Consider the following 25,516-nt stretch of genomic DNA (forward strand, 5'->3'; position numbering starts at 1 on the left):
CGCGAACTCAGCGCGATGTGTCCGGGGTGGGAGTGGCGGTCGCCGGCATGCGGGTCAGCAGCACCGACATGCGGGCACTGACCTGTCTCAAGCGCAGCGACACCCGTTTGGCCAGCCAGCTCAACAACGCGGCGGCCTGGCGCGGCTCGTCAGCCACGAGTTTGTCGAGCACGGGCTGGGCCAGCACGGCCAGGTGCAGCGGCGTCAAGGCGGTGCACGAGCTCAGGCGTGTACCGCCGTCGAGGACCGACAACTCGCCGAGCACTTCACCCGCGCGCACTTCACCCAGGCGCACCTTGGCGCCCGAAGGCTGCGAGCGCTCTTCGGCCAACGCGCCTTGCAGCACGATCATCAGGAAGTCGCCCTTTTCATCCTGGCCCAGCACCCGTTTGCCGGCGTCCACCTCGACATAGTCGAACTGGGAGGCGAGTTGCTTGAGGGCGTCGGCCCCGAGGGCGGCCAGCATTCGGTCTTGGCTGAACAGGCGCGTCAAAGCCGTGATACCGGCGGCATCGTCCTTGCGCTCGCGCATGTCCACCGAGCGCTGCTGCTTCCACGAGGCGATGCGCTTGGCTTCGTCGTGCCGATCGACGAATTGGGTGGCGTAGAAGCCCGAGTCTTCCAGGCGCGGCCGCGGTGCGGGCTTGGCCTTGGCGGGCCTCCACCAGCGAAACAGGAATTCGCCGACTGCCATCGCTGAAACCTCCAAGATCCCTCGCTGCGCTGGTTCAGCCCGGGAAGTTTTCCGGGAACTTCGCCTTCACGCGCGCTTCCGCCGCACTGATGACGTTGCGCCGCACCAGCTCGGCCAGGCACTGGTCCAGTGTCTGCATGCCGAGGTTCTGGCCGGTTTGGATCGACGAGTACATCTGCGCAATCTTGTTCTCGCGGATCAGGTTTCGGATGGCGGCGGTGCCGAGCATGATCTCGTGCGCGGCGACCCGGCCATTGCCGTCCTTGGTCTTGCAAAGCGTCTGCGAAATGATGGCCTGCATCGATTCGGACAGCATCGCTCGCACCATGTCTTTCTCGGCGGCCGGAAAGACGTCCACCACCCGGTCGATGGTCTTGGCGGCGCTGGAGGTGTGCAGCGTGCCGAAGACCAGGTGGCCGGTTTCGGCGGCTGTCAGTGCCAGGCGAATGGTTTCCAGGTCGCGCAGCTCGCCCACCAGAATCGCGTCCGGGTCTTCCCGGAGGGCCGCGCGCAGCGCGTTGGCGAAGCTCAGCGTGTGCGGGCCCACTTCACGCTGGTTGACCAGGCACTTCTTCGATTCGTGGACGAATTCGATCGGGTCTTCCAGCGTCAGGATGTGGCCGTACTCGTTTTCGTTCAGGTGATCGATGATCGCGGCCAGCGTGGTCGACTTGCCCGAGCCGGTCGGGCCCGTCACCAACACCAGGCCACGCGGCTTGAGCGCCAGGTCGGCGAAGACGGGGGGGCAATTCAGTTGCGCCAGCGTCAGGATCTTCGACGGAATCGTCCGGAAGACCGATGCCGCGCCGCGGTTCTGGTGAAACGCATTGACACGAAAACGCGCCAAGCCCTGCACCTCGAAGCTGAAGTCACATTCCAGCGTGTCTTCATACTGCTTGCGCTGCGTGTCGTTCATGATGTCGTACACCATGGCGTGCACCTGCTTGTGCGTCATGGGTTCGACATTGATGCGGCGTACGTCGCCATGCACGCGGATCATGGGCGGCAGACCGGCCGACAGGTGCAGGTCCGAGGCCTTGTTTTTCACCGAAAAGGCCAGCAGCTGGGTGATGTCCATAAGGCGGTAGGGCGGCTTGATCTGGAGGGCGGACACCGCGCCCGCTTCAGCGGTGCATCCGGTGCCCGGCGTTCGTGACTTATGCTCAGGCGATCATGGGCACGAACCTGGGCAGTATCGCTGAGAACTTACGCCAAGTGCGGCAACGGATCGACCGTGCTTGCACCGAGTGCCACCGACTTCCGTCGCATGTCACGCTGCTGGCTGTCAGCAAGACCTGCCCGGCCGAGGCGGTGCGCGTGGCGTGGGAGGCCGGCCAGCGGGCGTTTGGCGAAAACTACGTTCAAGAGGCGCTGCAGAAGATCGGCGCGCTGGCCGATCTGCGCGCGCAGATTGAATGGCACCTGATCGGCCCGCTGCAGTCGAACAAGACACGGGTGGTGGCCGAGGCCTTCGATTGGGTGCATTCGGTGGACCGGCTCAAGATTGCCGAGCGGCTTTCCGACCAGCGCCCGACCCATCTGCCCCCGTTGAACATCTGCCTGCAGGTCAATGTGGACGGCGAGGCCAGCAAGAGCGGGGTCGACTTTGAAGCGTTGCCCGCCCTGGCGCGATCGGTCGCCGCCTTGCCGGGGCTGCGCCTGCGCGGGTTGATGTCGATCCCGCAGCCAGCGCCGAGTCCCGAGGCCCAGCGCGAGCCCCACCGGCGCCTGCATGAAGCCTACGAGCAACTGCGTCAGCAGGGGCTGGCTTTGGACACGCTGTCGATGGGCATGAGCGCCGATCTGGAGCCGGCGGTGGTCGAAGGGGCCACCATGGTGCGGGTGGGCAGCGCGATCTTCGGCGCCCGGGGCTGACCGGCGTCGGGTCGCCGCAGCGGCCCGGTCAGGCGAAGGCGCCGTCCCACTCGTCCAGCCACTCGACCGGGCCGAGGTCTTGCACTTCAAGGCCCAGACGCAGGTCCAGGCTGGAGTCGTACCAGCCCCCGACAGCCGAAGTGCTGGGCAGCATCGGCTCGACCGCCAGCGCGGCCGGCACATCGTCCAGCGAGACCAGTCGATCTTCGTGGGCCTGCAGCTCCACGTCGTCCGGGCGGTTGGCAGGGGGCGGCAGCCAAGCGGGCCAACCCCGCGGCGTCGGACGGTCGACCGGCAGACGCGGCAGGAAGGGCGGCAGGCGCAGGCGGGCGGCAAGGTGGATGGCGGGGCTGGTCACGGCGTATCCCTCGGATCTCGATGTCTGGCCGGTTCATCCGGCATGAACGAGATCGTCCGCCACGCGGCCCCCCGACACCATCGCCCGCATGAGGGAGGGGCACCCCCCCGATCGGGGGAGACCGCCGGCGCGCCTCGCCGCGCGCCGTCGAGGCCGGGCCGTCAGCCCGCCGGGATCAGAAGCTCAGCGACGTGCTGTTTTTCACTTCTTCCATCACCGCGTACGTGCGCGTCTCACGCACCCCGGGTAATGACCAGATCACATCGCCGACGAAGCTCCGGTAGGCTGCCATGTCGGAGACCCGCGTCTTCAGCAGGTAGTCGAAACCGCCGGCAACCAGATGGCATTCGAGGATCTCGGGTCGAACTTGAACGGCGGCGCGAAAGCTGTCCATGACGTCGTGCACCGTGCGGTCCAGCAGCACTTCGACGAACACCATGAGCCCGGCGCCCAGCTTGAGAGGATTCAGCCGCGCTTCGTACCCCAGGATGAAGCCATCCCGCGTCAAACGTTTGACCCGTTCCAGCACGGCGGTGGGAGAGAGATGCACCTCCTCGGCCAGTTTCAAGTTGCTGATGCGTCCATCCTTTTGCAGAACGCGCAGGATCCTCAGATCGATCTTGTCGAGCCCGCGTTCGGCGAGGCTTTGGTCGTTTATCGTGGGCTGCATGCTTGAGAAAAGTTCGTCACAGGCTGGGAACTCCGAATCTTTTTCAGGAATTGTCCGCGTAAGCTGCCAATCCTTCCAGTCAGGATTTCTACCGCCATGCGTCGGCTCGGTCACCACAACGGTGCGCCGTGGCCGTCCTTGGCCGAAAGCACCCCATGAACGCCGTTGACACCTCGCGGACCCCGTTCGTCGCCAACCCGCCCAGAGCGCGACTGCCCTTTCCCTATGTGCGTGAGCACCAGGCGCTGGGGGCGGCGCGACAGCGCTTGATGCTCGGCATCGACTGGGCCGGCGTGATCGCCCTGGCCCAGCCCTGGGTGCAGGCGGTGCGCGACAAGCCGGCACCGTTCTGGGCCATGGAATCGCTGCTGAAGGAATACCCCATCTCCAGCGCCGAGGGGCTGGCGCTGATGCGCTTGGCAGAGGCGCTGCTGCGGGTGCCCGACGTCGAGACCGCCGTGGCGCTGACGGCGGACCAGCTCGGCCGGGCCGAATTCGACTCCGCCGATGGCTCTGGCGGAATGCTGGCCAGCCTCTCAGCCACCGCGATCGCGCTGTCGAAGAAGTTTCTGCCGGACGCCGAGGAGGAGCCCGGCCTGATCAAGCGCCTGGGGGCTCGGACGGTGGTGGCCGCCACGGTGCGCGCGATTCAGTTGTTGGGTCGGCAATTCGTCTTGGGTCGCACCATTGGTGAGGCGATGGCCGAGGCCGACGCGCAGCGCAAGGAGCAGCCGAACCTGCGTTTCTCCTACGACATGCTGGGCGAGGGCGCCCGCACCGAGCACGACGCTGAGCGTTACCTCGCGTCGTACCAGAACGCGATCGACACCATCGCCGCCTCCGTGGGCCGCCAAGGCCCCGAGCGCAGCGACGGCATCTCGATCAAGCTCTCGGCGCTCTTTTCGCGCTACGAGGAAGTGCAACGCGACCGTGTGTTCGCCGAGCTCCTGCCGCGCGTCTGGTCGCTGGTCGAGCGGGCCGCTCCGGCCCATCTGAACTTGACGATCGATGCCGAGGAGGTCGACCGATTGGAGTTGTCGCTCGACGTGCTGGAGGCCCTGGCGCAGCGCATTGCGCAGGTCTACCCGCAGTGGCGCGGCTTCGGGCTCGCGGTCCAGGCTTACCAGACCCGCGCGCTGGCGGTGGTCGACGAGGTCGCAGCCATCGCGCGTCGCCATGGCTTGCGCTTCATGGTGCGGTTGGTCAAGGGCGCCTATTGGGACGGGGAGGTCAAGCGGGCGCAGGAGCTGGGGTTGCCCGGTTACCCCGTGTTCACCCGCAAGCCCCACACCGATGTGTCATACCTGGCCTGCGCACGTGCGCTGCTGTCGCACCGCGACGTGATCTATCCGCAGTTCGCCACTCACAACGCCGGCACGATTGCGGCCCTCATGCGCATGGCGCGTGACGCCGGCGCCCAGGCCGGCGCGGACTATGAAATGCAGCGCCTGCACGGCATGGGCGACGGCGTGTACCGCGAGGTGCTCAAGGACCCATCAATGGCCTGCCGCGTCTACGCTCCGGTGGGAGAGCACCGCGACCTGCTGGCGTACCTGGTGCGCCGCCTGCTGGAGAACGGCGCCAACTCCTCCTTCGTCCACCAACTGGCCGACCCGAAGGTGGCACCCGAGGAGCTGCTGGCCTCGCCGCTCGAGCAGGCCCACAAGGGCACCCCCGACACGACCGAGGGACTGCCGCTGCCCGTGGATCTGTATGGCGAAAACGGTACGGTGCGGCGCCTGAATTCGACCGGCGCCGACATCACCTGCCCGGCCCAGCGCGCCCCGCTGACCGCTGCGATGGCGGCGACCCAGGTCGAGGTGGTGCCCGAGGCCTCGCGCGGCGACATCGACAGCGCCATGCAGCGGCTGCAGCAAGGCTTCGCGGCCTGGAGCAGCCGGCCTGCGGTGGAGCGGGCGGCCATCGTGCGGCGGGCGGGTGATCTGCTCGACGCCCGCTTGCCCGAGTACTGCGGCCTGTTGGTCAAGGAGGCGCACAAGACCCTCGGCGACTGTGTGGCCGAGGTGCGTGAGGCGGTCGACTTCTGCCGCTACTACGCCGACCAGGTGGCCACTCAACCCGAGACCATCAACGGGCGCGGGGTGTTCGTCTGCATCAGCCCGTGGAACTTCCCGTTGGCGATTTTCGCGGGGCAGGTGGTGGCTGCGCTGGTCGCCGGCAACGCGGTGGCCGCCAAGCCGGCGGAGCAGACGCCGGCCGTCGCGGCACGCATGGTCGAGCTGCTGCATGAGGCGGGCGTGCCAGCCGATGCGCTGGCGCTGCTGCATGGCCCCGGCGAGACCGTCGGGGCGGCGCTGGTGGCCGATGCGCGCACCGCGGGCGTGTGTTTCACCGGCTCGACCCAGGTGGCTCGCATCATCCAGCGCACGCTGGCCGACAAGGGCGGTGCGCCTGTGCCGCTGATCGCCGAAACCGGCGGGCTCAACGCGATGATCGTGGACTCGACGGCCTTGCCCGAGCAGGTGGTCGATGCGGTGGTGCAGAGCGCCTTCCGCTCCGCGGGGCAGCGCTGCTCGGCCCTGCGCTTGCTGTGCGTGCACGAGGGCATCGCCGATGGTGTGATCGAGATGCTGAAGGGCGCGATGAGCGAGCTGCGTGTCGGCGACCCATCGGACCTCGCCACCGACGTGGGGCCGGTCATCGACGAAGAGGCCTACCAAGGCATTTGCGCGCACGTGCAGCGTCTGAAGCGCGAAGCGCGTCTGTTGGGCGAAACGAAGGTCGATCCCCAAGCCTTCCCTCGCCTGGTGGCGCCTGTTGCCTTCGAACTCCAGGCCGTTCGCGATCTGAAGACCGAGATCTTCGGACCCGTGCTGCACGTCGTCCGCTGGCGGGGGGACCCGGAGCAACTGGTGCGTGAGATCAATGCGCTGGGCTACGGCCTGACGTTCGGCATCCAGACCCGCATCGACAGCCGCGCCGAGCGCCTGGCGAAGCTGGCCCACATCGGCAACGTCTATGTGAACCGCAACATGATTGGGGCGGTGGTCGGGGTTCAGCCCTTTGGCGGAGAAGGCCTGTCTGGCACGGGCCCGAAGGCGGGTGGGCCGAACTACGTGCTGCGTTTCGGTGCAGACGCCGCCGAGCCCAGCCTCACCCTGCCCGCCGGGGGCACCAGCGGTGCGCCCGCACCCGCGGCGGCGTCGATCGATGCGGTGCGTCGCGTGGTGGATGCGCTGGCCCAGCAGCAGCCCGCGTGGGCTCAAACGCCGCTGGCCGCGCGCAGTGCGTGGTTGCGCCGGGCCGCAGAGACCTTGAGTGGGGTGGATGCAGGCGTCTCGGCTCGCTGGCTGGATCTGGCCGATCAGGCAGAGCGCAGGCTGGCCACCCAGGCCTTGCCTGGCCCCACCGGCGAGAGCAACGAGTTGCGCCTGCATGCGCGGGGCGTCTTTGCGTTGGTGGGTGGGCCGGCGGCGGCGCCGGAACTGGCCGCCGCCCTGGCCGCGGCGCTGGTGGCCGGCAATGCGGTGGCCTGGGTGGCAGACGATGCGACCCTCGCCGCCGCGTTGCCCTGGCTGAATGCCTTGCGCGGCGAGCTGCCAGGCGGCCTGCTGCAGGCCATGCCGGGCAGCGGCGACACCCTGGGCACGGCGCTGGTGGCCGAACCTCGGGTGGCTGGGGTGTGTGCCACGAGTGCCGACTGGCTGCCTCGACTGGCACGCCAGCTCGCCGCTCAGGACGGAGCGATCCTGCCCTTGCTGGCGCTGCACGAGGCCGCCAGTCCGCGCCAGCTCTACCGCTTCTGTGCGGAGCAGACGGTCACCATCAACACCGCTGCCGCGGGCGGCAACGCGGCGCTGCTGGCCGGCCTGCACTGACGGGCGTTCGCCAGGGCTGCTTTCGTGCGGCCGCCCGGCGAACGCCCCTCTGCTTCAGTCCAGCTTTACGCCGATCTTGCGGATGATCGGTGCCCAGCGCTGCTGCTCTGCCTCGACCAGCTTCTTGAAATCGGCCGCGCTGCCGCCGACGGGCGTCAGCCCTTGTGCGTCTAGGGCGGCGCGCACGGCGGGCTCACTGAGCACCGTGTTGACGTCCGCATTGATCTTGGCGACGACCGCGGCGGGTGTCGCGGCCGGCACGAACAGCCCGTTCCAGGCCATCGATTCGACCGCCTTGTAGCCGGCTGATGCGAGTGTCGGCAAATCCTTCAGTGAATCCACCGGTTGGGCGCTGCTCACGGCAATGAGCCGAACCTTGCCGGACTTGACGTGCGGCAGCAGTGCCGGCGCCACCATGAAGGTGACGTCTGCTTCGCCTTGGGCCACGGCCATCGCCGCCGGCGGCGAGCCATTGAACGGGATGTGCGTACCCTTGAGGCCCGCTTCGGCCATGAACAGCTCCATCGTCAGGTGGGCCGAACTGCCATTGCCCAGAGAGGCGTAGTTCATCGCGCCGTGCGCCGCTGTGGCCCAGTCGACGAACTCCTTCACGGTCTTGGCTGGAACCTTCGCGGCGTTCACCGCCAGCACGTTGGGCTGCGAGGTGGTCATCACCACCGGTGCCAGATCCTTCGCGGCGTCGTAAGGCACCTTCGCATAGAGGTACGGTGCGAAGGCGATCGGCCCGTTGAACGACAGTGCCATCGTGTGACCATCGGGCGAGGCCTTGGCCGCGACGTCGGTGCCCAGCATGCCCCCAGCGCCTGGCTTGTTTTCCACCACCACCGGCTGTCCCCAGCGCTCGGACAGCCGCTCGCCCAGCAGGCGGGCGATGATGTCCAGCGAGCTGCCGGCCGGTGCCGGTACCGCGATCTTCACCGGCTTGGTCGGCCAAGTGGTGGGTTGCTGAGCCAGCAAGGGCATGGCCCAGGCCGCAGAGATCGCGCAGGCGAACCTCAAGAGGGCTCGGCGGTGGGGTGCGTGCGACATGGTCGAGGCGGAAGTGGTGGGAGCCCGCGGATTATTGGCCGGGTTGCCGGGGCGCTTTCTTCGCCTTTTGGCGCGGCCGTCGACCGAAGCGATGGGCTCGGTGCTGCCATGCCGCATTGAACCGATTGGCCGGTGCCCAGCATGGTGGTGCGCCGGCGGAGCCGCCGGTGGGAGCCGGAGGCCTTCGAATCTGAACCGAGCGGGCACAAAAAAGCCGGCGGGTGCCGGCTTCTCAAAAGGGCGGGTGGTCGTGTGCTTACTGCTTGCGACCGTTGAAGTTGCCCTGCTGCTTCTTCAGGCGCCAAGTGCCAACGAGTGAGCCGCTGTTGGGATCAACGACGCCGGTGAATTGAGCCGTGCCGGCCTGCCCGTTGCCCGTCATCACGAGGGATCCGTTGGCGCTGGCCGTACCGGTCATGTTGAAGCTGGTGCCGTTCGCCGATTGGCCGACGCCACTGACACGACCATCGTTGGCAATCATGATGGAAAAAACGCCGCTGTCGCCACCACTGAACTGGCCTGAGAACGCTCCCACCATCATGGCCGGAAACGCACCGCCCCCTGTGGGTTGAACCGCTGCCAGTTGAGAGGCGGAGGGTTGCCCCACTGAACCGCTGCCAGTGGCTGCAATCGACTGCGATGCGTTCTGCACCGACGATTGCGACGTGCTGCGGATCAATTGCGGCTTGTTCCGAATCTGCTGAACGATCTTGTTGAAGTTGTCCAGAAGACTGGCCGCAATCAGCTTGCCTTCGGGCGTGCTGGTGTACCCGCCGGCTGATGCCCAGCCCAAATTGCCCCAGCCCCAGGCGTCCACGCTGAAGTCCATCTTGGTGGCCTTGCCCTCGGCGCTGGCGACCTGGATGCCCGAACGCACGTCGGCCACCAGCAGCGTGGTTTCCGCTTCTTTGAACTTCACCCCGCCGGCCACGCTGCTGATCTGGCCCAACACGCCACCGGCACGACTCAGCAGATTGCTGACCGTACCGCCAACGCCCCCGGTCTCATCGCTGAACTGGACGGCCGGTGTCATCACGAAATCGGCGACCTGCATTTGCCCGCCGCCGATGTTGGAGCCTTGCTGCAGCTGGCCGCCCGCTGCGAGGGCGCGTTCCTGCTGAAGGTTCTGCATGGCCGCGCCTCGCTCAACCACCGCAAAACACCCAGACTCTTGGGCGATCATGCGAAGCATCGTCGTGGGCGAGCCGAGCTTGTAGTACGACAGTCGGCTCAGGATGTGGTCCTGCGGCTCTGCCACCGCCAAGCTTCCCATCTCGCGATCGCAGTGTTCGATATTGGGTTGCGATTTGGCAGCCCATGCCGCGTTCGCCGCGAGCAGCACGGCGCCAAGCGTTGTCAGACGAAGTTTCATCAGGACTCCCATCCTCGGTGACTCTCTCAAAGACGCAAGCCGGGCGCGGGCCCGGCTTGACGAACCAGCCGACCACCTAGGTGATCGGCCCAGCTGCAACGCGGAGTCTAGCGTTGCCGATGACAGCGGCTGCCCGCCCCCCCCCCAATATCAGGGATACAGACCGCGTTCTTCGCGGGCCGCCAGGATGCGCTCGCAGGCGACGGCGAAGGTCGCGGTGCGCAGCGTGATCTTGTGCTGGTCCGCCACACCCCAGATGCGGCGCAGGGCGTCGACCATGATCTTGTCCAGCCGGAGATTGATCTCGTCTTCGGTCCAGAAGAAGCTGGAAAAATCCTGCACCCACTCGAAATACGACACCGTCACGCCGCCGGCATTGCAGATCACGTCCGGCACGACGAGAACGCCACGATCGGCCAGGATATCGTCGGCCGACGGCACCGTGGGGCCGTTGGCGCCTTCGAGCACCAGTTTGGCCGTGGTGCGACGCGCCCGCTCGGCGGTCATTTGGCCTTCGAGGGCGGCCGGAATCAGGATGTCGCACTTGACGTCCCAGAATTCCTCGTTGCCCATCGGCTCGGCGCCCTTGAAGCCGGCGACGCCACCGGTAGCCTTCACGTGCGGGATCAGCAGCGAGAGGTCGAAGCCGTTGCCGTTGTAGATCGTCCCGGTGTGGTCTTGCGCCGCGACGATCTTGGAACCAGCCTGGGCAAAGAGCTCAGCGGCGGCCGAGCCCACATTGCCGAAGCCCTGCACCGCCACCTTGGCCCCGTTGAGCTCGAGGTTGATACGACGTGCAGCCTCGCGGCCGGTCACGAACACGCCGCGGCCCGTGGCCTTCACGCGGCCCAGCGAGCCGCCCAAGTGGATGGGCTTGCCGGTGACGACGCCGGTGGCCGTGGCGCCGACGTTCATCGAGTACGTATCCATCATCCACGCCATGATCTGCGGATTGGTGTTCACGTCCGGCGCCGGGATGTCTTGCTGCGGACCGATGATGATGCCGATCTCGCTGGTGTAGCGGCGTGTCATGCGCTCCAGCTCTTTCACCGACAGCAGCTTGGGGTCGACGCGGATGCCGCCCTTGGCGCCGCCATAGGGCAGGTTCACCGCCGCGTTCTTGATGCTCATCCAGGCTGACAGCGCCATCACCTCTTCGAGCGTGACGTCGGGGTGATAACGGATGCCGCCTTTGCCCGGGCCGCGCGACATGTTGTGCTGCACGCGATAGCCCTCGAAGTGGCGAACCGAGCCGTCATCCATCTCGATCGGCACGTCCACGACCAGGGCGCGTTTCGGACGCTTGAGGGTTTCGACCCAGCGGGCGAGGTGACCGAGGTACGGCGTGACGCGGTCGACCTGCGACAGGTAGGTGCCCCAGGGGCTGTCAGGGGTCGGATGGACAAAGGACAACTGGTTGGACATTTCTCGTGGACTCCATGATGTAGATACAGCGGCAGCTCACCTCGTGAGTCAGCCGCCGCGGCATGGGTGCGCATTCTGGTGAAAGCAGCGCCGAATTTGTCTCCGAGCGCGATGCATTGTTTGCATAACCCCATCCGCATCGCCTCATGGCGCGTCCGCATCCGTGCGCCTAAACTGCCGCGCCATGACCCTGCACAACTCGGATTCGGGCGCATCTGCGCGCATCGCTTTCATCGGTGGCGGCAACATGGCGTCGGCATTGATGGGCGGACTGATTCAGTCTGGCCACGCGCCCGCCGCCATCGCCGTCATCGAGCCTTTTGACATCCAAGCGCAGAAGCTGCGACAGCAGTACGGCGTGCAAGTGGAGTCCGCCGCGGGGCCTGTCCTGGCCGGCGCTTCGCTGGTCGTCTGGGCCGTGAAACCGCAATTGTTTCAGGAGGCGGCCCGCCCCTGCGCCGCTCACGTGGGCGGCGCGCTGCAGTTGTCGGTGATGGCGGGCATCCGCAGTGGGGCGATTTCGGCGGCCACCGGCAGCGATCGCGTCGTGCGAAGCATGCCCAATACGCCGGCGTTGATCGGTCGAGGCATGACCGGCTTGTTCGGCAGCGATGCGGTCACATCGGATGAGCGGGCGTTGGTGGAGCGCCTGCTGCATCCCACGGGCGACCTGCTGTGGGTGGAGCGAGAAGAGCAGCTCGATGCGGTCACGGCCTTGTCTGGCTCTGGCCCGGCCTATGTCTTCTACTTCGTCGAAGCCATGATGCGTGCGGGTTCGGAGTTAGGCCTTTCGTCTGATCAAGCGCGGCGGCTGGCCGTGGGAACCTTTTCCGGCGCTGCCGCTCTGGCGGCGCAGAGCACCGAATCGCCCCAGGTGCTGAGGCAAAACGTCACTTCGAAAGGCGGAACCACGCACGCCGCCATCACGACGCTCGAGGAGCGCGGTGTCATGGGCTCGTTCGTGGCCGCACTGCATGCCGCTGCGCGCCGCGCGAAAGAGCTCGGCGACGAGTTCGGCGGATGAGATGCGGCAGCGTGGTGGCGTTACGTCTCGATACCGCGGGCCGGTGTTCTTCGTCCACCCGGCGTTGGCCGTCGCGTTGAGAGACTGTTCGAAGAACTGAAACACGAAGGATAGAGAGCATGAACACATCAAAGCATTTCGCAGCGGCCGCCGCGGCCCTGTTCGTGGCCGCCGGGGCCCATGCTGAGAATCCCAAGCCGGGGCAGTGGACCCGGCAGACGTCCATGTCCGCTGACGGTAAGCAGTGGAGCCAATTGCCGCCCAGCCAAGGATGCCTGACGCCGCAGGATGCCGGTCAAAGCATCGAGCAGTTACTGCAAAAGATGGTCGATCAAGCGACTCAGTCCGGTTGCCGTGCGCAGAATCTGCAAGCCGGTGCTGGCAAAGCAAGCGGTCGCTTCGAGTGCCCGCAGCCCGGCGGAACCGGCACAGTCGATGTGCAGGCGACGTACAGCGCTGATCGCTATGAGATGAACATGGTCGGCACCAACCTGGCCGATCGCAATGGCAGCGGCGTCGTCATTCCGAAGGTCTACATGAAGCACGAAGGCCGCAACGTCGGCGCGTGCAAAGCGGGCTGACGGAAACGGACGGAGGCAGACGAAGAGGGGTTGGTTTCTCAGAGCCGTTCTAGAGCGATCGCGGTGCCGGCGAACACCGCGAAGCCGACCCAGTGGTTCAGCCGGAATGCCTTGAAACAGCCTTCGCGCGTCCGGCCCTTGATCAGCCAGAAGTGCCATGCGGCTTGCGCCGCCCCGAGCCCGATGCCGACCCAGGCGAGCGTGGGTACGCCCAATCGCGTCGTGACCCAACCCCAGCTCACCAGATAGATCGCGTAGAAGGCCATCACCGCCGCCACGTCCCATTGGCCCAGCGTGATGGCCGATGTCTGGATGCCAATCTTCAGGTCGTCGTCTCGATCAACCATCGCGTACTCGGTGTCGTAGGCCAATACCCAGAAGAGATTGATCGCCAGCAGACACCACGCATGCCACGGCACGGCGGCGCCTACGGCAGAGAAGGACCACTGCTGGCCCCCTTGTACCGCGGCGAACGCCATGGGTATGCCGAAGCTGAAGGCCACACCCAGCACGGCTTGCGGCATCGAGACGAGCCGCTTCGCGTACGGATAGGCAATGGCCACTGCCAACGCCAGGAACGACAGCAAAATCGTCGGCGGGTTCGTCGTCAAGACCAGGCCAAAGGCCATGAGGGCCAACACAGCCCCGACCGCCAGCGCTTCTTGTGCCGACAGCGCGCCGCTCGTCACGGGCCGGGAGGCCGTGCGTTTGACGTGCTTGTCGAACTCTCGATCGGCCACATCGTTGATGCAGCAACCCGCGCTGCGCATCAGGATCGTGCCCAAGGTGAACACCGTCAGCAGATGCCAGCCAGGAAAGCCATCTGCTGCGATCCACAGCGCGGCCAAGGAAGGCCACAGCAACAGCAACCATCCGGCAGGACGGTTCCAACGAATCAGGTCCAGATAGAGCGCCGCGCGCGAGGCGATTGGCGGGTTTGTCGATCGAACATGGGCCATGCGACGAATTGTCGCGCCACAGACCTCAGTTACGCCTTGCGACCAACGCTTGCCAATGGCGTGTCCTCGAGATCGCCGTCGGCCGCGTTGGCATGCTTTTGGTCAATCAAGGGCGAACATGAATAAGACACTGAGCTACACACTCGGCGGCGCGCTGGCCGCGACCTGCATGCTGAGCGCGTGCGGCGGAGGCAGCGGGTCCGATGACTCGGACCGGCAAGAAGGCGACAAGTTGTACGTTGGCTACTACTTGGAAGATCCGGTCAACAACCCGGAAGACCCCACACCCGGCACGATGATTCTCAGGTTGCCACCGGACACGGGTGCATTCGAAGGGCAGATGCCCTTCTCCTATGTGGGCTGCATGGGTGGCGCCGACGTTGGTACGGTCAAGGGGACCCGTAGTGCCGCGGGCCTGGAAGGAAACTGGACAGGGACGGTCGACAACGTGGCGGTGGGTGGCAACTACACCGGCACCTACGACGCCGCCCACGATGAATTCAGAGGCACCTACCAGAACTCGGGTGGCAAGGTTCACGTGCAGGCGGGCGACTGCCACCACGACATTGCAGCACTCGGCACCTGGAAGCTGTTCGGCTCCGGCACCACCAACACCCCCAGCGACTTCGTCGTCAACTCGACAGGTGGCGTCAAGCCGACCTGGTCCTGGCGCAGCCTGGGCAGCACGGTGTTCTACCTGGTCAGGGTGTTCGACCAGGATTGTCTGAACGAATCCGTGACCAGCGTCGAATGCATGATGGGCGAAGCCGAAACGGCTGGGACGCAAGTGGCCTACCCGTCGGCATTCCCGGACGCCAAGCCCTTGGTCGCCGGTACGTCGTATCTGATCGCCGTGCACGCGGTGAACGTGGTCGATCGGCAGCAGGTCGGCTTCTCGACGCGCGTCGACAAGCCCTGAGCGGGCGCTGCCGCTGCGCTCAGCGCAGCGGCACGCTGGCGCGCAACGCCGAGTCGCGTCGCCAAAGGGCGGGCTCGGCAAAATAGTGCGTGAGGATGAAGGCCAGCCCGATCCAGCCCGGCAGCTGTGCCAGCAGCGCCGTGGCTGCAATCGCCAGCGGCCAGATAACCACCGAGATCACCGCAGCGCGCGAGCGGGCGCCCAGACCCAGGTGGTGCAGTGGCGCCCAAAGCTTGTTGCCCGTGGGCTGCCGCCTGTTCTCCGCCACCGCCAGCGCGCCGTAGAGCACGAAGGCGGTCGCATCGTGCACCCAGCGCAGCAGGATGACGCCGAACCAGGGCTGGTCGGCGATCACCAGCCCGTAGGCCACTGCCGCGGTGATCTGGATGGCCAGCAGCGCGCGCGCGTCGCCAGCCCGTTGTTGCGCATTCCAGCCGAGCCAGCCCGCGAGCGGCGTGCTCAGGCACAAGGCTGTGCCCGCGACGAGCAGGGCGGGGTTGGCCGGCACCAGGGGCCCCACCAATTCCTCGCCGCCTACGGCCAACGCGGCCGCGCAGGCGAGCAAGGACAGCAGCGCCTTCCAGGTCATCACCGCCATACGGAGTCCGCGCTCGCCTTCCGCCAGGCGGGCCAACCGTGCCTGGCCAACCGCCAGGCCGGTCTGCTGCCCCATCACATGGAGCAGCGTCAGCACGATCATGAGGCCGAGCCGCTCCGTGTCGTCCAGCAGCAGCGTTGCCAGCACGATCACGGCGACGGCACCGGCCAGGCCGCGCCAAAGCGGACGGCTGCAGGCGCTCGCCAGGCGCGGGTCCGCGAACGCGAAAAAGCTCGCCAGCACGTGAGGCACGCCGAATACCAGCCCGAGGATCAGCGTTGGCGGCGCCGCGCCCATCAGCGAACCTGGTTCTCCGCTGGGCAGATGCAGGCACCAGAGCAGCCAAAACGTCAGCGGCAGCGTGGGCAGGTAGAGCCACAGCAAATGGCTGCTGCGCAGCCAGGAGCCGGGCGCCGTCGCTGTCTGCTGTGAAGGCAGCGCGCCAGTGTCGTCGCCCAGGCGGGCGTCAAAGGTCATCGCGACCGAGTTCGCGCTGTAGCGCCGCGAGGTTGCTGCGGGTACGGTTGACGGCGGCTTCGTCGACACCGCTGCCTTGGCGCGTTTGCTCGGCCAGCGTTTGCCGTTCGCGCTGCAATTCGCTTTCGAGGATCGCCCGGCGATCCTGGTCGCGCTGGCGCTGCTCGGTGTCACTGATGCGCATCGGGCTCACGGCCGTGCGACTGGCGACCGGAGCGGCAGCGCGTGTCGAGCCAGTGCAAGTGCTCGCCGCCCGTGCGCCGCCGATGATCATCTCGACCTTGCCTTCACGGCAGACGCTGGCGGCCCCACCGGTCAGCGTCTCGACTGCGCCGACCGGTGCGGCGACCAGCGCGATGACAATGCCGGCGGACGCGCCGAGCCAGCGGGAACAGGTTGCGAGCTGCATGGGACTCGGCTCGATCACTGGCCCATTGAATTCGTCAACTCGACCGTCGCGAGGCGGCCCATGTCGTCTTCAACGGTCACCGGGGCACCCTTGAGGCATTGACCCAGGAAGGTCACGTCGAAGCTGCCGCCACTGTCGGCCACGCGATCGGTGCTGAGCAGCACGCCGGCGGGAACGGAGTTGTTGACCGTGTAAGGCGGTTGGCCTCCGAAGATGTGGACCTTGCCGTAGTAGCCGACGGCGCAGGAGCCCGGCGGGCCCTCGACTTCAATCGAGGACGAGGACAGCTGGATCTCTTCGTCGGGGCCGGATTCGTTGCCGCCGCCGCCGCAGCCGGCCAGCAAACTGGCCATCAGGACGGCCGCCAGGGAAATCTTCTTGGACATGGGCATAGACATTTCTTGGTCAACCAGATTCAGGGTTAGGGCCGTTCGGCCCGAGATTGCATTTCGACGATGGCGTAGCTTTCGATGGGTATATGGACCGAATCGTTCGTGGGCATGTATTTGCAATAGGAGATCGACCCGTGCTCGATCGACTCGATGATGTTCGTGTCGCCCCAGGCTGCGGCCCCGGTACCGCCAGAGCCACACATGACGCTCCGCAAGACGTAGCCAACAAGCGGTACCTTCAGCTCGTATCCGTAGACCACCTTCAGCTTCAGCAGATTGGCGTCGCGAATGTTGACCTTGGAGCGCGAGCCTGCGATGGACGTGCCAGCGCCAGTAATGTCTTGCCGGCGATATTGCAGGTTGTCGTTCGGGATGTAGGTCACCCGTTTCACGTTGTCGCGCACGCCATAGTCGGCGAAGGTGTCTGATGACGGACTCAGCAGCGTGACCTGGGTTCTCCATGGCTTGGGACCAAAGGCATCGGTCAACACGCTGTTTCTGAGCGGGTTCGGATTCATGTATGCAAGAGTCATCCGCTGAACGTCGTTCGTGATCGAGCTGTCCTGATAGAACGGGATCAATCCGCGCTTCAGCGCGTCAGTGATCACCGTCATGTTTGCGTTGTTCAACGCCCCCGCCCGCGCCGCCATGAACGTCGCGTTGTTGAGCGTCGACTTCGCCATGTAGATGAAGCCCACCTGGATCAGCGTCAACACGAACAGGGCCGCGACCGGAAAGACGATCACGAATTCGACCATCGAAACGCCCCGCTGCCGCCGGAAGTTCTTGCGATTCATCACGTCGGAGATCTCCTGATCATTCGAAAGCGAAGGGCCCCGCGAACGAGCGCGTGAACCAGCATGGCACCCGCCACGAGCAACGGCGCCATCGCCATCCACTCGCAAACGGTGTTGTAGAGGGTGTGCCCTTCACGGGGACGCACCTGATCGAAAGTCGCCACGTCGCCTTGCGTACGCGTGGGCGGCACCACATGGCCCAGATGGTCGACGAGCACTGAGCCGCCCGTGTCGGTAACTCGCAGCAGCCAACGGCCGGATTCCAAGGCGCGGGCCCTCGCAACAGTCAGCATCTGGTGTCGGAAGATGGCGCTCGGTATCCACCCGTCAAGCGACATGTTCACCAGCAGGGCCGCACGTCGCGCGCGATCGGCCATCGTCAGCGCGAACCCGAGCTCGTAGCAGATCGATGCGCCCACGTCGACGCCTTGCACATACAAGGGGGCGGTCAGTTCGGCAGGCGCTGGCTGCTCGCTTTCCCCCTCCTTGTCGAGCGCGCGCCGATAGATCGGTCCGAGCCACTTCTGCAGCGGCATGTACTCGGCACCCGGGACAAGGCGCTCCTTTGCGTAGATCCCCAAGCGGTCGGGTGTCACGTGGACGGCTGCGTTCAAGCGCAGAGGCGTATCCGATTCGCGCCAGAGGTAGGGCATCCCCACCAGGACTTGAACTTGTGCTTCACGCACTCTGCTCAAGAGCTCACCCCATAGGCCGACCGCTTGCGAAGGTGGATGCTCCTGCATATAGCTCTCCGGCGTGATCACGAGGGTGCCCGCCGGGGACTGCTGGATCACTTCGAACAAGGAGGTCAGTGCACTGTCGCGCAACTGCGCACTCCACGGGCCGCGGCCCAGGATGCGAGGCTGCATGACCACAATGTCCAACGCACTCTGGTCTGCTGCCGCGGAGCTGCTCATGACGTACGGCGTGGCCTGCGCCAGTCCCGCCGCGCCCAGGAGCGTGGCGCACAAGGCAGCGACCTGGGGCCACAACGAGGAAGCCTTCGAGTCACGAAGCAACAAGAGCGCGATCACGCAAGTCAGCGCCATGGCGACCCAGGCGACCCCTTGGGCTCCAATGAGTGGAACGATCGTATCTACGCCAGGCACATCGATCAACGCGATGCCCAGGCTGCCGTAGGGATTGCCGCTCCAGCCGAGCTGCCGCAGGACGTCGGCCGTGGCGAAAGCCACGCACCAGACGAACGCCGCTTTTGCCGGCGTGGGTGAAGCACTGCGCTGCCAGGCTGCATGCAGCAGCCACCAAGTCAGTGAAAACCAAAGCACCTGCGCCAGCACCATCACCGCCAGCACCAGGCCTTGCCACATCAACGTCCACTCGTCGTTCTCGTGGACAGCCAGCACCACCCACCATGACGCGGCCAGATGCCAGCCCAGTGTGGCCAGGGCCACGGTGCCTACCGCGCGTTTAACACTGACATGGGCGCTGCTAATTATCAAAACATTAATCAACAACAGTGCCAAAAGACATGCAGGCCAGGCGCGCGACTCGCTACAGCACAGACCCACCACGGCGCCACCCGCCCATGCAGCGAGCCCCACCCAGGACGGGCGGCATCGAGGCGGTGGGGGATGGGGAGCGCGAGCCAGCATTCTTCGAGGCACCCGTGGTCGCGGCTTGTTGCTCTCGACCCAGGAGAAAGCGCGGCGAGTGTCCCTTGGCCATTCGTGCGGCTCAAGCCCTGGAACAAGGGGGGGGCGATGCTTTGTTGAAACGATTACATCCAACAACAATTTCAGTTGAACTTGGGGGTGCACGGAAACACTTGGGACTCGTATCGTCCGGATCGCGCCACGTCTCTCATCTTTCGCAGGAAGGCGCCTGCGTGGCCCCATGTTTCGTAACTAACCGAGGAACAGAAATGACTTTCAGCACGAAGATTCGTAGCCGCGGCCAAGGCATGACCGAATACATCATCATCGTGGCGCTCATCGCGATTGCCGCGATCGGTGTCTACAACTACTTCGGCCGCACCATCCGCAATCAAACCGGCGCGATGGCCGCCGGTCTGGCCGGGCAGCAGAACGAAGCCAACGCCGCTTCGAAGCAAGCCACCCAAGCCGGTAAGGCCGCCAAGAACGACGCCGCCACTCAGCGCGGCCTGTCGAAGTTTGCTGACAACGTCGGCGAACACTGAAATACGGTGAACAGGTGGCGCCCTCAGGGGCGCGTCCGTTCACGGTGAGTCGCGGGCGGCCGCTTCGGCGGCCGCCCTTGTGTTTTCTGGATCGTCCGAGTAATAGATGAGCACGCCGCCCCCCTCGAACCCGTATCCGGGGTTCGTGCGCCTGTTTCTGACTGCTGCCATGGGCGCGTTGCTCGCGGTGGCCGCACCGGCGTGGGCCGAAGGCGGCAAGGACCATCCGTTGCTTTCGCGCGTGGCGGGAACGGAATTGCTCGACCAGTCGGTCACCCAATTCGCGGTGGTCAAGCCCGATGTGGCCGGTGAGCTGGTCAAGGGGGCGCCGGCGTCGTTCGAAGGTCGCGTGACGCGAACGGACTATGGTGTGCTCGAAGGATCGTCACCCGGCGAAATCAAGATCTACCGCAGCTACGTGGCGGCGGTGAAGAAGCTGGGCGGTCGTCCGCTCAATGGCGGCGTCGACGCCCACGACCCGATGTCGCTCGTGACGGGGTCGCATGTCTTCACCCTGTCCGCGGCCGCCAAGCCGCCGGTGGCCGTGCTCGACATCAAGAACGCCAGCAACTACAGGCTCACCATCATCGAGCCTGAAGCCCTGGAAGAGGCCGTGACGGCCGGGCAGATGGCCAGCCAGATCAAGAAGACGGGCGTGGCGACGCTGCACATCAATTTCGATACCGGCAAGTCGGACCTGAAGTCCGACGGCCAGGCGGCGGTCAAGGAGATCGCCGCCATGATGAAGGCCGATGCGGCGATGAAGCTGTCCATTCAGGGGCATACCGACAACGTCGGCGCGCCGGCCGCCAACAAGCAACTTTCCGAGGCGCGTGCGAAGGCGGTCATGACCGCCGTCGTGGCCCTCGGCATCGATGCCGGCCGACTGAAGGCGGCGGGCTATGGGCAGGACAAGCCGATCGACGACAACGCCTCCGAATCAGGCCGGGCGAAGAACCGTCGGGTCGACCTCGTCAGCGTGAAGTGATTCGTTTTCGGTGCCGTTCAGACAAATCAGCAGGAAAGGGTGCTGCATGAAGAAGTCCAAGTCTCTCGCTCGGCGGCAGTCGGGGCAGGCCATCGTCTGGTTGTTGGGGACGATGGCGGCCAGCGCGGCGGTCATGCTGGGTGTGTACACCGTCGGTCAGTTGACGGTGGCCAAGCAGAAGACGGTGAACGCGGCCGATGCCGCGGCGCTGGCGGGTGCAACGGCTGAAGCCCGTGTGCTGAACCTGATCGCCTACAACAACCGTTCGATCATGGCGAACGAGGTGTTCCTGGCGCAATCGCTGAGCCTGGAGTCGTGGCTCGACTACGCCCAGCACACCGGCGACAACATCAGCATCATCACCAACTTCATTCCCTACGTTGGCCCGGCCATCGCCCGCGTGGTGAAGCAGGCGGCCACCGCGGCCGGCCAGGCGCGTAACGGGGTGAGCCAGTTCATCAACTTCCTGATCCCCGTCATGGAAGGCATCAAGAAGGGCTTCGTGGGCGCCCACAGCGCGCTGGCCTTTGCAGGCGGGCCGCTGGCAGAAGACGCGGCGAACAAGGTGGTGGCGGCCAACAAGGCGGCCTTCGGTGTCCACGGCGACGCGGGCGTGCAGATGAACAACAGCCCCCAGGTGCGTGCCTACACCTTCCTCGCCAACGCGCAGGAGTTCAAGACGTTCTCCAGGCAGTACACCGGCAACCAGCGCGGGGATGCCAAGCAGGTCCTGCTGGATTCGCGCGATCCCTTCTCGGTCGATCGCCCGGGCAACTTCCTGTTCAACATCACGATTCCCTTCGTCGCCAATGAAGACAAGCGTGGCGGAACGCGCCTGACCGGTCCGAACGGCGGCTTCGATCGCTGGGAAGCGCAGGACACGCTCGAAATCGCGACGTGGAATTGGAAGAAGGCAGATTGGGACTGGAAACACGCGTTGCCGGTTGGATGGGGCCGCGCCAACGCCGACCGCAATGGCTCGGCCGGCGATCGTTGGGGTAACCATCCGGTTGACTCTCTCGCCTACCAAGTCGGCCGCAGCCACTCTCACAGGAGCTGGACGGGCGTGCCGTCGCTGTTCGATGTGCGTGACCAGAGCGCCGGCAACCGCGCCAACCTGCATCTCGACTTTCTCGTTGCGGTGGAGCGTCCCCAGGCGAACACCATGACGAGCCAGAACCTCGGCATGGGCACGACCTACGACGCTACAGCCACCGGCTCGTCGGAGATGAACGAGACTCTCGCCGGCAACAAGATGAGCGCTTTGTCGAAGGGCGTGGTGTTCTTCGAGCGGCCGCGGCGCGGCGTCGGCAACGACGCCACGGCCTCGCCGCTGTTGCGTCCAGACAGCGCCAAGGAGTACGGCTCGCTGTACAGCCCCTACTGGCAAGCTCGCGTCACCGATCTGACCCTCGGAGAAAAGACCACTCTGATGGCGTTGGTGGGGCCGGTACAGAACGCGGCGCTGGTGAAGTTCACCCCCGGGGGGCAGCGTTGAGCGTCCGGATCCATCCTGCGTTGCGAGCGGCCTTCGCGGGCTCGCTCGGCGCAGCCGTGGTCGGCTGCAGCATGGCGGCGGCCTCTGTCGAGCCGCCACTGCGCGTAGTTCGTCAAGGGCGGCCCGATCTGCCCGGCCTGCGCAACTTCGCCCAGGTCAGCTATGAAGGCTGCCTCGCCAGCAAGGGCCAGGCGCCCAAGCCCGCCCCCGCGATGCCCGACGCCGCGCTCGCCGCACTGCTGGTCCTGGAAGAGGAAGAGCTCTTCGATGGAAACAAGTGGGCGAAGTACGAGGTGCGCCGCGCCGTCGGCGCCGACTACTCCACCCCGGACTGCAAGATCGTGGTCTTCCACGAGCGCTCGGTGACGATCGAGACCACCTGCCAGTCGTCGCTGACAGCCGTCGGCGCCAGGCTGGGGGATTTGATGGACGAGAACGGCGCACCGGTCCCGAAGCCCGAGATCCACGAAGAGAAGGCCTCGAACCCCGAATGCGACCAACCGCGTCACGAGGTCAGCCTCAAGGGCCTGCGCGCCGACGATGCCGGTCAAGGTGCCCAGTGCGTCTGGAACGCGGACCTCGTAGCCCGCGCGGCGGGCGCCAAGACAGGTGCGGACGCCGCCTTCGACATTTGCCTCTACACCAAGCGGCCGTTCGTCTACGTCAAGGGCCTGGGCCGGCCCGTGGTGCTGAAGTCGCGCAGCAATGACCGCTCGCTGACTGGCGAATACATCCCCGCGATGTTCGGCCAGCTCGCCGGCTACGGCAATGCGAACCTCGTCACGCTGTCCGACGGACAGCCCATCTCCGTCGACCGTTTCAGCCGCTCTTCGGCAGAAGCCTTCTTGCGTCAACCCGTCAAGACCCCGATCGGGAGCCAACGATGAATCGAAAGAACCTGCGGTCTGATCAACGCGGCCAGTCGATGGCCGAGTTCCTCGTCGCCATGGCCGTGCTCTTGCCGCTGTTCCTTGCAGTGGCCTATGCCGGCCGCTACAGCGATGTGCAGCAGGCGGCCGTCCAGGCCAGCCGCTATGCCGCTTTCCAGACGGCCCTGGCGCCTGGCGCACAGACCGACAACCAGATCGAGGACCAGATGCGCGCCCGCTTCTTCCTGCATGGCGGTCGCAACGGCGGCAAGATCCAGAGTTCGGACACGGCCTCAGGTCAAACTGGATCGGCCACGTCGCCGGCCTGGCGCGACCTGGCGGGCGGAAACCTGCTCAACTCGCCCAACGACGTTAGGCTGACCTGGGGCACCGCCGCACTGAGCGCCGGCCCCGGCGGCCAAGCGATGGACCTGGTGGTCCGCAGTGCCGGCAAGCGCTACGAGCCTGGGCGCGTGGCGCAAGTGGAAGTCACCATGGCGAACAAGCTGGACCTCAGCAGCAATTCGCCGTCGCCGCTAAAGATTGCTGCTGCAACCGCGGCCGTGGGCAACAGCCTGAACAGCGGCGGCTCTCGCTCCACGCGTGACGCTGCGGCCACGATCGTCCCGTTGTCGAAGATCCCGTCGGGCCTCAACACGGCGCTCGACTGGGTGTTCTTCCTGTTCGAGCCGTATGGGCCTGAGCTGGGCTGCATCAAGCCCGATGTCGTGCCGACGCGTCGCCTCGACGGTACCCAGAACGCCGGCGGCTGCCTGTGATTCCTCGGTCCGCCATCGTTGCTTGGGCGTGCGCGCTGGCCGGCGTGCCGGCTGCGTTCGCCGGCGCGACATGGCCGGACCCGCAGGACCCGCCGCGGTCGAAGGTCGAGTGGGTGTCCAAGGACATCCGCGTCAACGGCTTGCCGACGCGCATCCAGCATTTCGAGTCCGAGTTGTCGGTCGACGAAGTGCTGGGCTTCTATCGCAAGCGCTGGACAAAGGCGGGGGTCCCAGAGCCCCGCGAGGTGTCGGCGGCGGGCTGGCAGACGATCGCCACGCTGCAGGACCGCTATCAACTACTCGTGCAAGTGCGCGGTCGTTCGCCCCAAGGCAGCGAGGGCATGTTGAGCGTGGCGGACCTGGCGGACATGAAGTCGGACTACCTGCCGAAGGAATGGCCCACGTGGAGCAACATGCGCGTGCTGCAGGTCACCGAATCGTTCGACGGTCCGAAACGCAGCCACGTCATCTCGATGGTCAGCGACGATGGCTATGACCTGAACGTGCGCCGCGTCCGCGAGGAATGGCTGCGCCGCGGCTATGTGCTCGCCCACGAGCAGAACAACCCGGCCAAGGCCGGCCAGCGCGGCTGGGTCGGAATCTTCGACAAGGCATCCCAGAGCGTCGATGTGACCGTCACCTACTCCGATGACGACCGTCGTACCTACATCACGACCAACTACGTGACCGCCACGAGCACCGGGGTCAATCGATGAAATCACGCTGCCGACAACGAGGCCAGGGCATGGTCGAGTACGCCGCGATCGCGCTGGTGCTCGTCGCCGCGCTGTTCACGCCAGCAGACATCTTTCACGGCCAAACCGGCGCGGCATTCATGGCCGACATGATCAAAGCCTTTTTCCGAAATCTCACGCATTACATCTCTCTGCCCTGAAGTGCCATGGCCATCTCGATACCCAAAATCAACACCAACTGGCTTCTGTTGCTTGTCGCAATCGGGCTGGGCATCGGTGCTGTTTACATGAGCAACTCGCTCATCAAGCGCAAGCTCGCCGACATCGAAGAAGCGGCTGCGATGAAGAACGAGACGGTTGACGTTGTCGTTGCGAAGCAGGATCTGGCGCAAGGGCAGCCGCTGACGGCCGACATGGTCGCGGTGCGCAGCATTCCCAAGCAGTTCGCCCATGAAGGTGGGGTCAGGCCGGACCAGTTCGATGCGGTGGAAGGCCAACGCCTGGCCGTGCCGATCAAGCGCGGCGAAGCGATCCTGACAATCCAGACCGAAGGCGCTGGCGTCAACCTGTTCTCCAACGGCGTCAAAAAGGGCCTGCGCGCGCTGACTTTCGAAGTCGACATGGTGAATTCGATTTCCGGCATGTTGCGCCCGGGCGATCGCATCGACCTGATCTACACCTCGAAAGCCGTGGGTGACGGCCCCGAGGTCACGATGCCGCTGCTGTCGAACGTGCCGATCATGGCGACGGACCAGACCTTGACCAAGCGCGATGACGGCAGCGGCCGCGAGCGCTCGTTCACCACCGTCACGCTGGAAGTGACCCCAGTCGACGCGAACCGCATCATCGTGGCCAAGTCGGCGGGTACGCTGACGGCAGTCTTGCGCAATCCCGACGACGACGCGGTCAACAGCACGCGCACCTTGTCGGCGGAGATGCTCGTGGCCGGAACGGCCAAGGCCATGCCTGTCGTCGAGTACATCGTCGGCGGCAGCTCGGGCGGGCGTGCCGACGTGCAGCTCGTGCCGGCGCTCAAGGCCCTCAGTTCTCAGCAGGGCGGCGGCTCTGCTCGCTTGTCTCAATAAGGCCG

At 65.7% G+C, this 25,516-nt stretch carries 26 protein-coding genes; 13 read left to right on the top strand and 13 right to left on the bottom strand.

Going from position 1 to position 25,516, the window contains the following annotated elements:
- Positions 1-7: 7 nt before the first annotated feature.
- Both AACH06_RS09580 and AACH06_RS09585 read right to left on the bottom strand, forming a co-directional pair.
- Positions 8-694, bottom strand: a complete 687-nt coding sequence (locus AACH06_RS09580) for a cyclic nucleotide-binding domain-containing protein (RefSeq protein WP_341425429.1) — start codon at positions 692-694, stop codon at positions 8-10.
- Positions 695-728: 34 nt separating this feature from the next.
- Positions 729-1,772 (bottom strand): type IV pilus twitching motility protein PilT, encoded by a 1,044-nt coding sequence (locus tag AACH06_RS09585; protein WP_341425543.1) that lies wholly within the window; start codon positions 1,770-1,772, stop codon positions 729-731.
- A 95-nt stretch (positions 1,773-1,867) separates the two neighbouring features.
- On the opposite strand from AACH06_RS09585, the gene AACH06_RS09590 reads away from it, so the two are divergent.
- The gene (locus tag AACH06_RS09590) at positions 1,868-2,569 is read left to right on the top strand and encodes a YggS family pyridoxal phosphate-dependent enzyme (protein WP_341425430.1); all 702 of its coding nucleotides are present in this window, start codon (positions 1,868-1,870) and stop codon (positions 2,567-2,569) included.
- Between the two features lie 28 nt (positions 2,570-2,597).
- Here the strand turns inward: AACH06_RS09590 and AACH06_RS09595 are convergent, their stop codons facing one another.
- Together AACH06_RS09595 and AACH06_RS09600 are read right to left on the bottom strand one after the other, a co-directional pair.
- The gene (locus tag AACH06_RS09595; protein WP_341425431.1) at positions 2,598-2,927 is read right to left on the bottom strand and encodes a hypothetical protein; all 330 of its coding nucleotides are present in this window, start codon (positions 2,925-2,927) and stop codon (positions 2,598-2,600) included.
- A 175-nt stretch (positions 2,928-3,102) separates the two neighbouring features.
- On the bottom strand, positions 3,103-3,597 hold the full coding sequence (locus AACH06_RS09600; RefSeq protein ID WP_329718860.1) for an Lrp/AsnC ligand binding domain-containing protein: 495 nt from the start codon (positions 3,595-3,597) through the stop codon (positions 3,103-3,105).
- Between the two features lie 155 nt (positions 3,598-3,752).
- On the opposite strand from AACH06_RS09600, the gene AACH06_RS09605 reads away from it, so the two are divergent.
- Complete coding sequence (locus AACH06_RS09605; RefSeq protein ID WP_423222000.1) at positions 3,753-7,436, top strand: L-glutamate gamma-semialdehyde dehydrogenase; 3,684 nt, start codon at positions 3,753-3,755, stop codon at positions 7,434-7,436.
- A 54-nt stretch (positions 7,437-7,490) separates the two neighbouring features.
- Here the strand turns inward: AACH06_RS09605 and AACH06_RS09615 are convergent, their stop codons facing one another.
- The 3 genes from AACH06_RS09615 to AACH06_RS09625 all read right to left on the bottom strand — a co-directional run bounded on the left by AACH06_RS09615 (position 7,491) and on the right by AACH06_RS09625 (position 11,283).
- Complete coding sequence (locus AACH06_RS09615) at positions 7,491-8,420, bottom strand: Bug family tripartite tricarboxylate transporter substrate binding protein (protein WP_341425432.1); 930 nt, start codon at positions 8,418-8,420, stop codon at positions 7,491-7,493.
- Between the two features lie 322 nt (positions 8,421-8,742).
- A complete protein-coding gene (locus AACH06_RS09620) occupies positions 8,743-9,858 on the bottom strand; it encodes a CsgG/HfaB family protein (RefSeq protein WP_341425433.1) in 1,116 nt (371 codons plus the stop codon).
- Positions 9,859-10,008: 150 nt separating this feature from the next.
- Positions 10,009-11,283: a Glu/Leu/Phe/Val family dehydrogenase gene (locus tag AACH06_RS09625; protein ID WP_341425434.1), complete on the bottom strand. Its 1,275-nt coding sequence runs from the start codon at positions 11,281-11,283 to the stop codon at positions 10,009-10,011.
- A 184-nt stretch (positions 11,284-11,467) separates the two neighbouring features.
- On the opposite strand from AACH06_RS09625, the gene proC reads away from it, so the two are divergent.
- Together proC and AACH06_RS09635 are read left to right on the top strand one after the other, a co-directional pair.
- Positions 11,468-12,307: a pyrroline-5-carboxylate reductase gene (gene proC, locus AACH06_RS09630; protein ID WP_341425435.1), complete on the top strand. Its 840-nt coding sequence runs from the start codon at positions 11,468-11,470 to the stop codon at positions 12,305-12,307.
- A 119-nt stretch (positions 12,308-12,426) separates the two neighbouring features.
- A complete protein-coding gene (locus AACH06_RS09635) occupies positions 12,427-12,888 on the top strand; it encodes a DUF3617 domain-containing protein (protein WP_341425436.1) in 462 nt (153 codons plus the stop codon).
- Between the two features lie 38 nt (positions 12,889-12,926).
- Here AACH06_RS09635 and ubiA read toward each other — a convergent pair whose 3' ends face one another.
- The gene (gene ubiA, locus AACH06_RS09640; RefSeq protein ID WP_341425437.1) at positions 12,927-13,847 is read right to left on the bottom strand and encodes a 4-hydroxybenzoate octaprenyltransferase; all 921 of its coding nucleotides are present in this window, start codon (positions 13,845-13,847) and stop codon (positions 12,927-12,929) included.
- A gap of 118 nt (positions 13,848-13,965) precedes the next feature.
- Between ubiA and AACH06_RS09645 the strand changes: the two genes are divergently transcribed.
- Positions 13,966-14,766: a hypothetical protein gene (locus tag AACH06_RS09645; protein ID WP_341425438.1), complete on the top strand. Its 801-nt coding sequence runs from the start codon at positions 13,966-13,968 to the stop codon at positions 14,764-14,766.
- Between the two features lie 19 nt (positions 14,767-14,785).
- On the opposite strand, the gene AACH06_RS09650 is transcribed toward AACH06_RS09645, so the two are convergent.
- From AACH06_RS09650 to lnt, 5 genes are read right to left on the bottom strand one after another with little or no spacing between them, the layout of a single operon-like run.
- Complete coding sequence (locus tag AACH06_RS09650) at positions 14,786-15,910, bottom strand: hypothetical protein (RefSeq protein ID WP_341425439.1); 1,125 nt, start codon at positions 15,908-15,910, stop codon at positions 14,786-14,788.
- Positions 15,831-16,250 carry a hypothetical protein gene (locus tag AACH06_RS09655; RefSeq protein WP_341425440.1) on the bottom strand — a complete coding sequence of 140 codons (420 nt, stop codon included), beginning with the start codon at positions 16,248-16,250 and terminating at the stop codon, positions 15,831-15,833. The genes AACH06_RS09650 and AACH06_RS09655 overlap by 80 nt, the downstream gene beginning before the upstream one ends.
- A 14-nt stretch (positions 16,251-16,264) precedes the next feature.
- Positions 16,265-16,636 (bottom strand): hypothetical protein, encoded by a 372-nt coding sequence (locus AACH06_RS09660; protein ID WP_341425441.1) that lies wholly within the window; start codon positions 16,634-16,636, stop codon positions 16,265-16,267.
- A gap of 35 nt (positions 16,637-16,671) precedes the next feature.
- A complete protein-coding gene (locus tag AACH06_RS09665; protein WP_341425442.1) occupies positions 16,672-17,439 on the bottom strand; it encodes a TadE/TadG family type IV pilus assembly protein in 768 nt (255 codons plus the stop codon).
- Positions 17,439-19,295, bottom strand: coding sequence for an apolipoprotein N-acyltransferase (lnt, locus tag AACH06_RS09670; protein ID WP_341425443.1), 1,857 nt, complete (start codon positions 19,293-19,295; stop codon positions 17,439-17,441). The genes AACH06_RS09665 and lnt overlap by 1 nt, the downstream gene beginning before the upstream one ends.
- Positions 19,296-19,321: 26 nt before the next feature.
- Here lnt and AACH06_RS09675 point away from each other — a divergent pair, with 26 nt between their 5' ends.
- From AACH06_RS09675 to cpaB, 8 genes are all read left to right on the top strand, one after another.
- Entirely contained in the window at positions 19,322-19,597 is a 276-nt protein-coding gene (locus AACH06_RS09675) for a pilus assembly protein (protein WP_341425444.1), read from the top strand.
- 106 nt (positions 19,598-19,703) lie between these two features.
- The gene (locus AACH06_RS09680) at positions 19,704-20,585 is read left to right on the top strand and encodes an OmpA family protein (RefSeq protein ID WP_341425445.1); all 882 of its coding nucleotides are present in this window, start codon (positions 19,704-19,706) and stop codon (positions 20,583-20,585) included.
- A 46-nt stretch (positions 20,586-20,631) separates the two neighbouring features.
- A complete protein-coding gene (locus AACH06_RS09685) occupies positions 20,632-22,083 on the top strand; it encodes a pilus assembly protein TadG-related protein (protein ID WP_341425446.1) in 1,452 nt (483 codons plus the stop codon).
- Positions 22,080-22,970 carry a hypothetical protein gene (locus AACH06_RS09690; protein ID WP_341425447.1) on the top strand — a complete coding sequence of 297 codons (891 nt, stop codon included), beginning with the start codon at positions 22,080-22,082 and terminating at the stop codon, positions 22,968-22,970. The genes AACH06_RS09685 and AACH06_RS09690 overlap by 4 nt, the downstream gene beginning before the upstream one ends.
- Entirely contained in the window at positions 22,967-23,731 is a 765-nt protein-coding gene (locus tag AACH06_RS09695; RefSeq protein WP_341425448.1) for a TadE/TadG family type IV pilus assembly protein, read from the top strand. Before AACH06_RS09690 ends, AACH06_RS09695 begins: the two co-directional genes overlap by 4 nt.
- Entirely contained in the window at positions 23,728-24,447 is a 720-nt protein-coding gene (locus AACH06_RS09700) for a hypothetical protein (protein ID WP_341425449.1), read from the top strand. The genes AACH06_RS09695 and AACH06_RS09700 overlap by 4 nt, the downstream gene beginning before the upstream one ends.
- Positions 24,448-24,476: 29 nt before the next feature.
- Positions 24,477-24,626 carry a hypothetical protein gene (locus AACH06_RS09705; protein WP_341425450.1) on the top strand — a complete coding sequence of 50 codons (150 nt, stop codon included), beginning with the start codon at positions 24,477-24,479 and terminating at the stop codon, positions 24,624-24,626.
- A 6-nt stretch (positions 24,627-24,632) separates the two neighbouring features.
- The gene (gene cpaB / locus AACH06_RS09710) at positions 24,633-25,511 is read left to right on the top strand and encodes a Flp pilus assembly protein CpaB (RefSeq protein WP_341425451.1); all 879 of its coding nucleotides are present in this window, start codon (positions 24,633-24,635) and stop codon (positions 25,509-25,511) included.
- Positions 25,512-25,516 lie beyond the last annotated feature (5 nt).

The sequence above is a fragment of the Ideonella lacteola genome, from assembly GCF_038066555.1.
Taxonomy (GTDB): Bacteria; Pseudomonadota; Gammaproteobacteria; order Burkholderiales; family Burkholderiaceae_C; genus Ideonella; species Ideonella lacteola.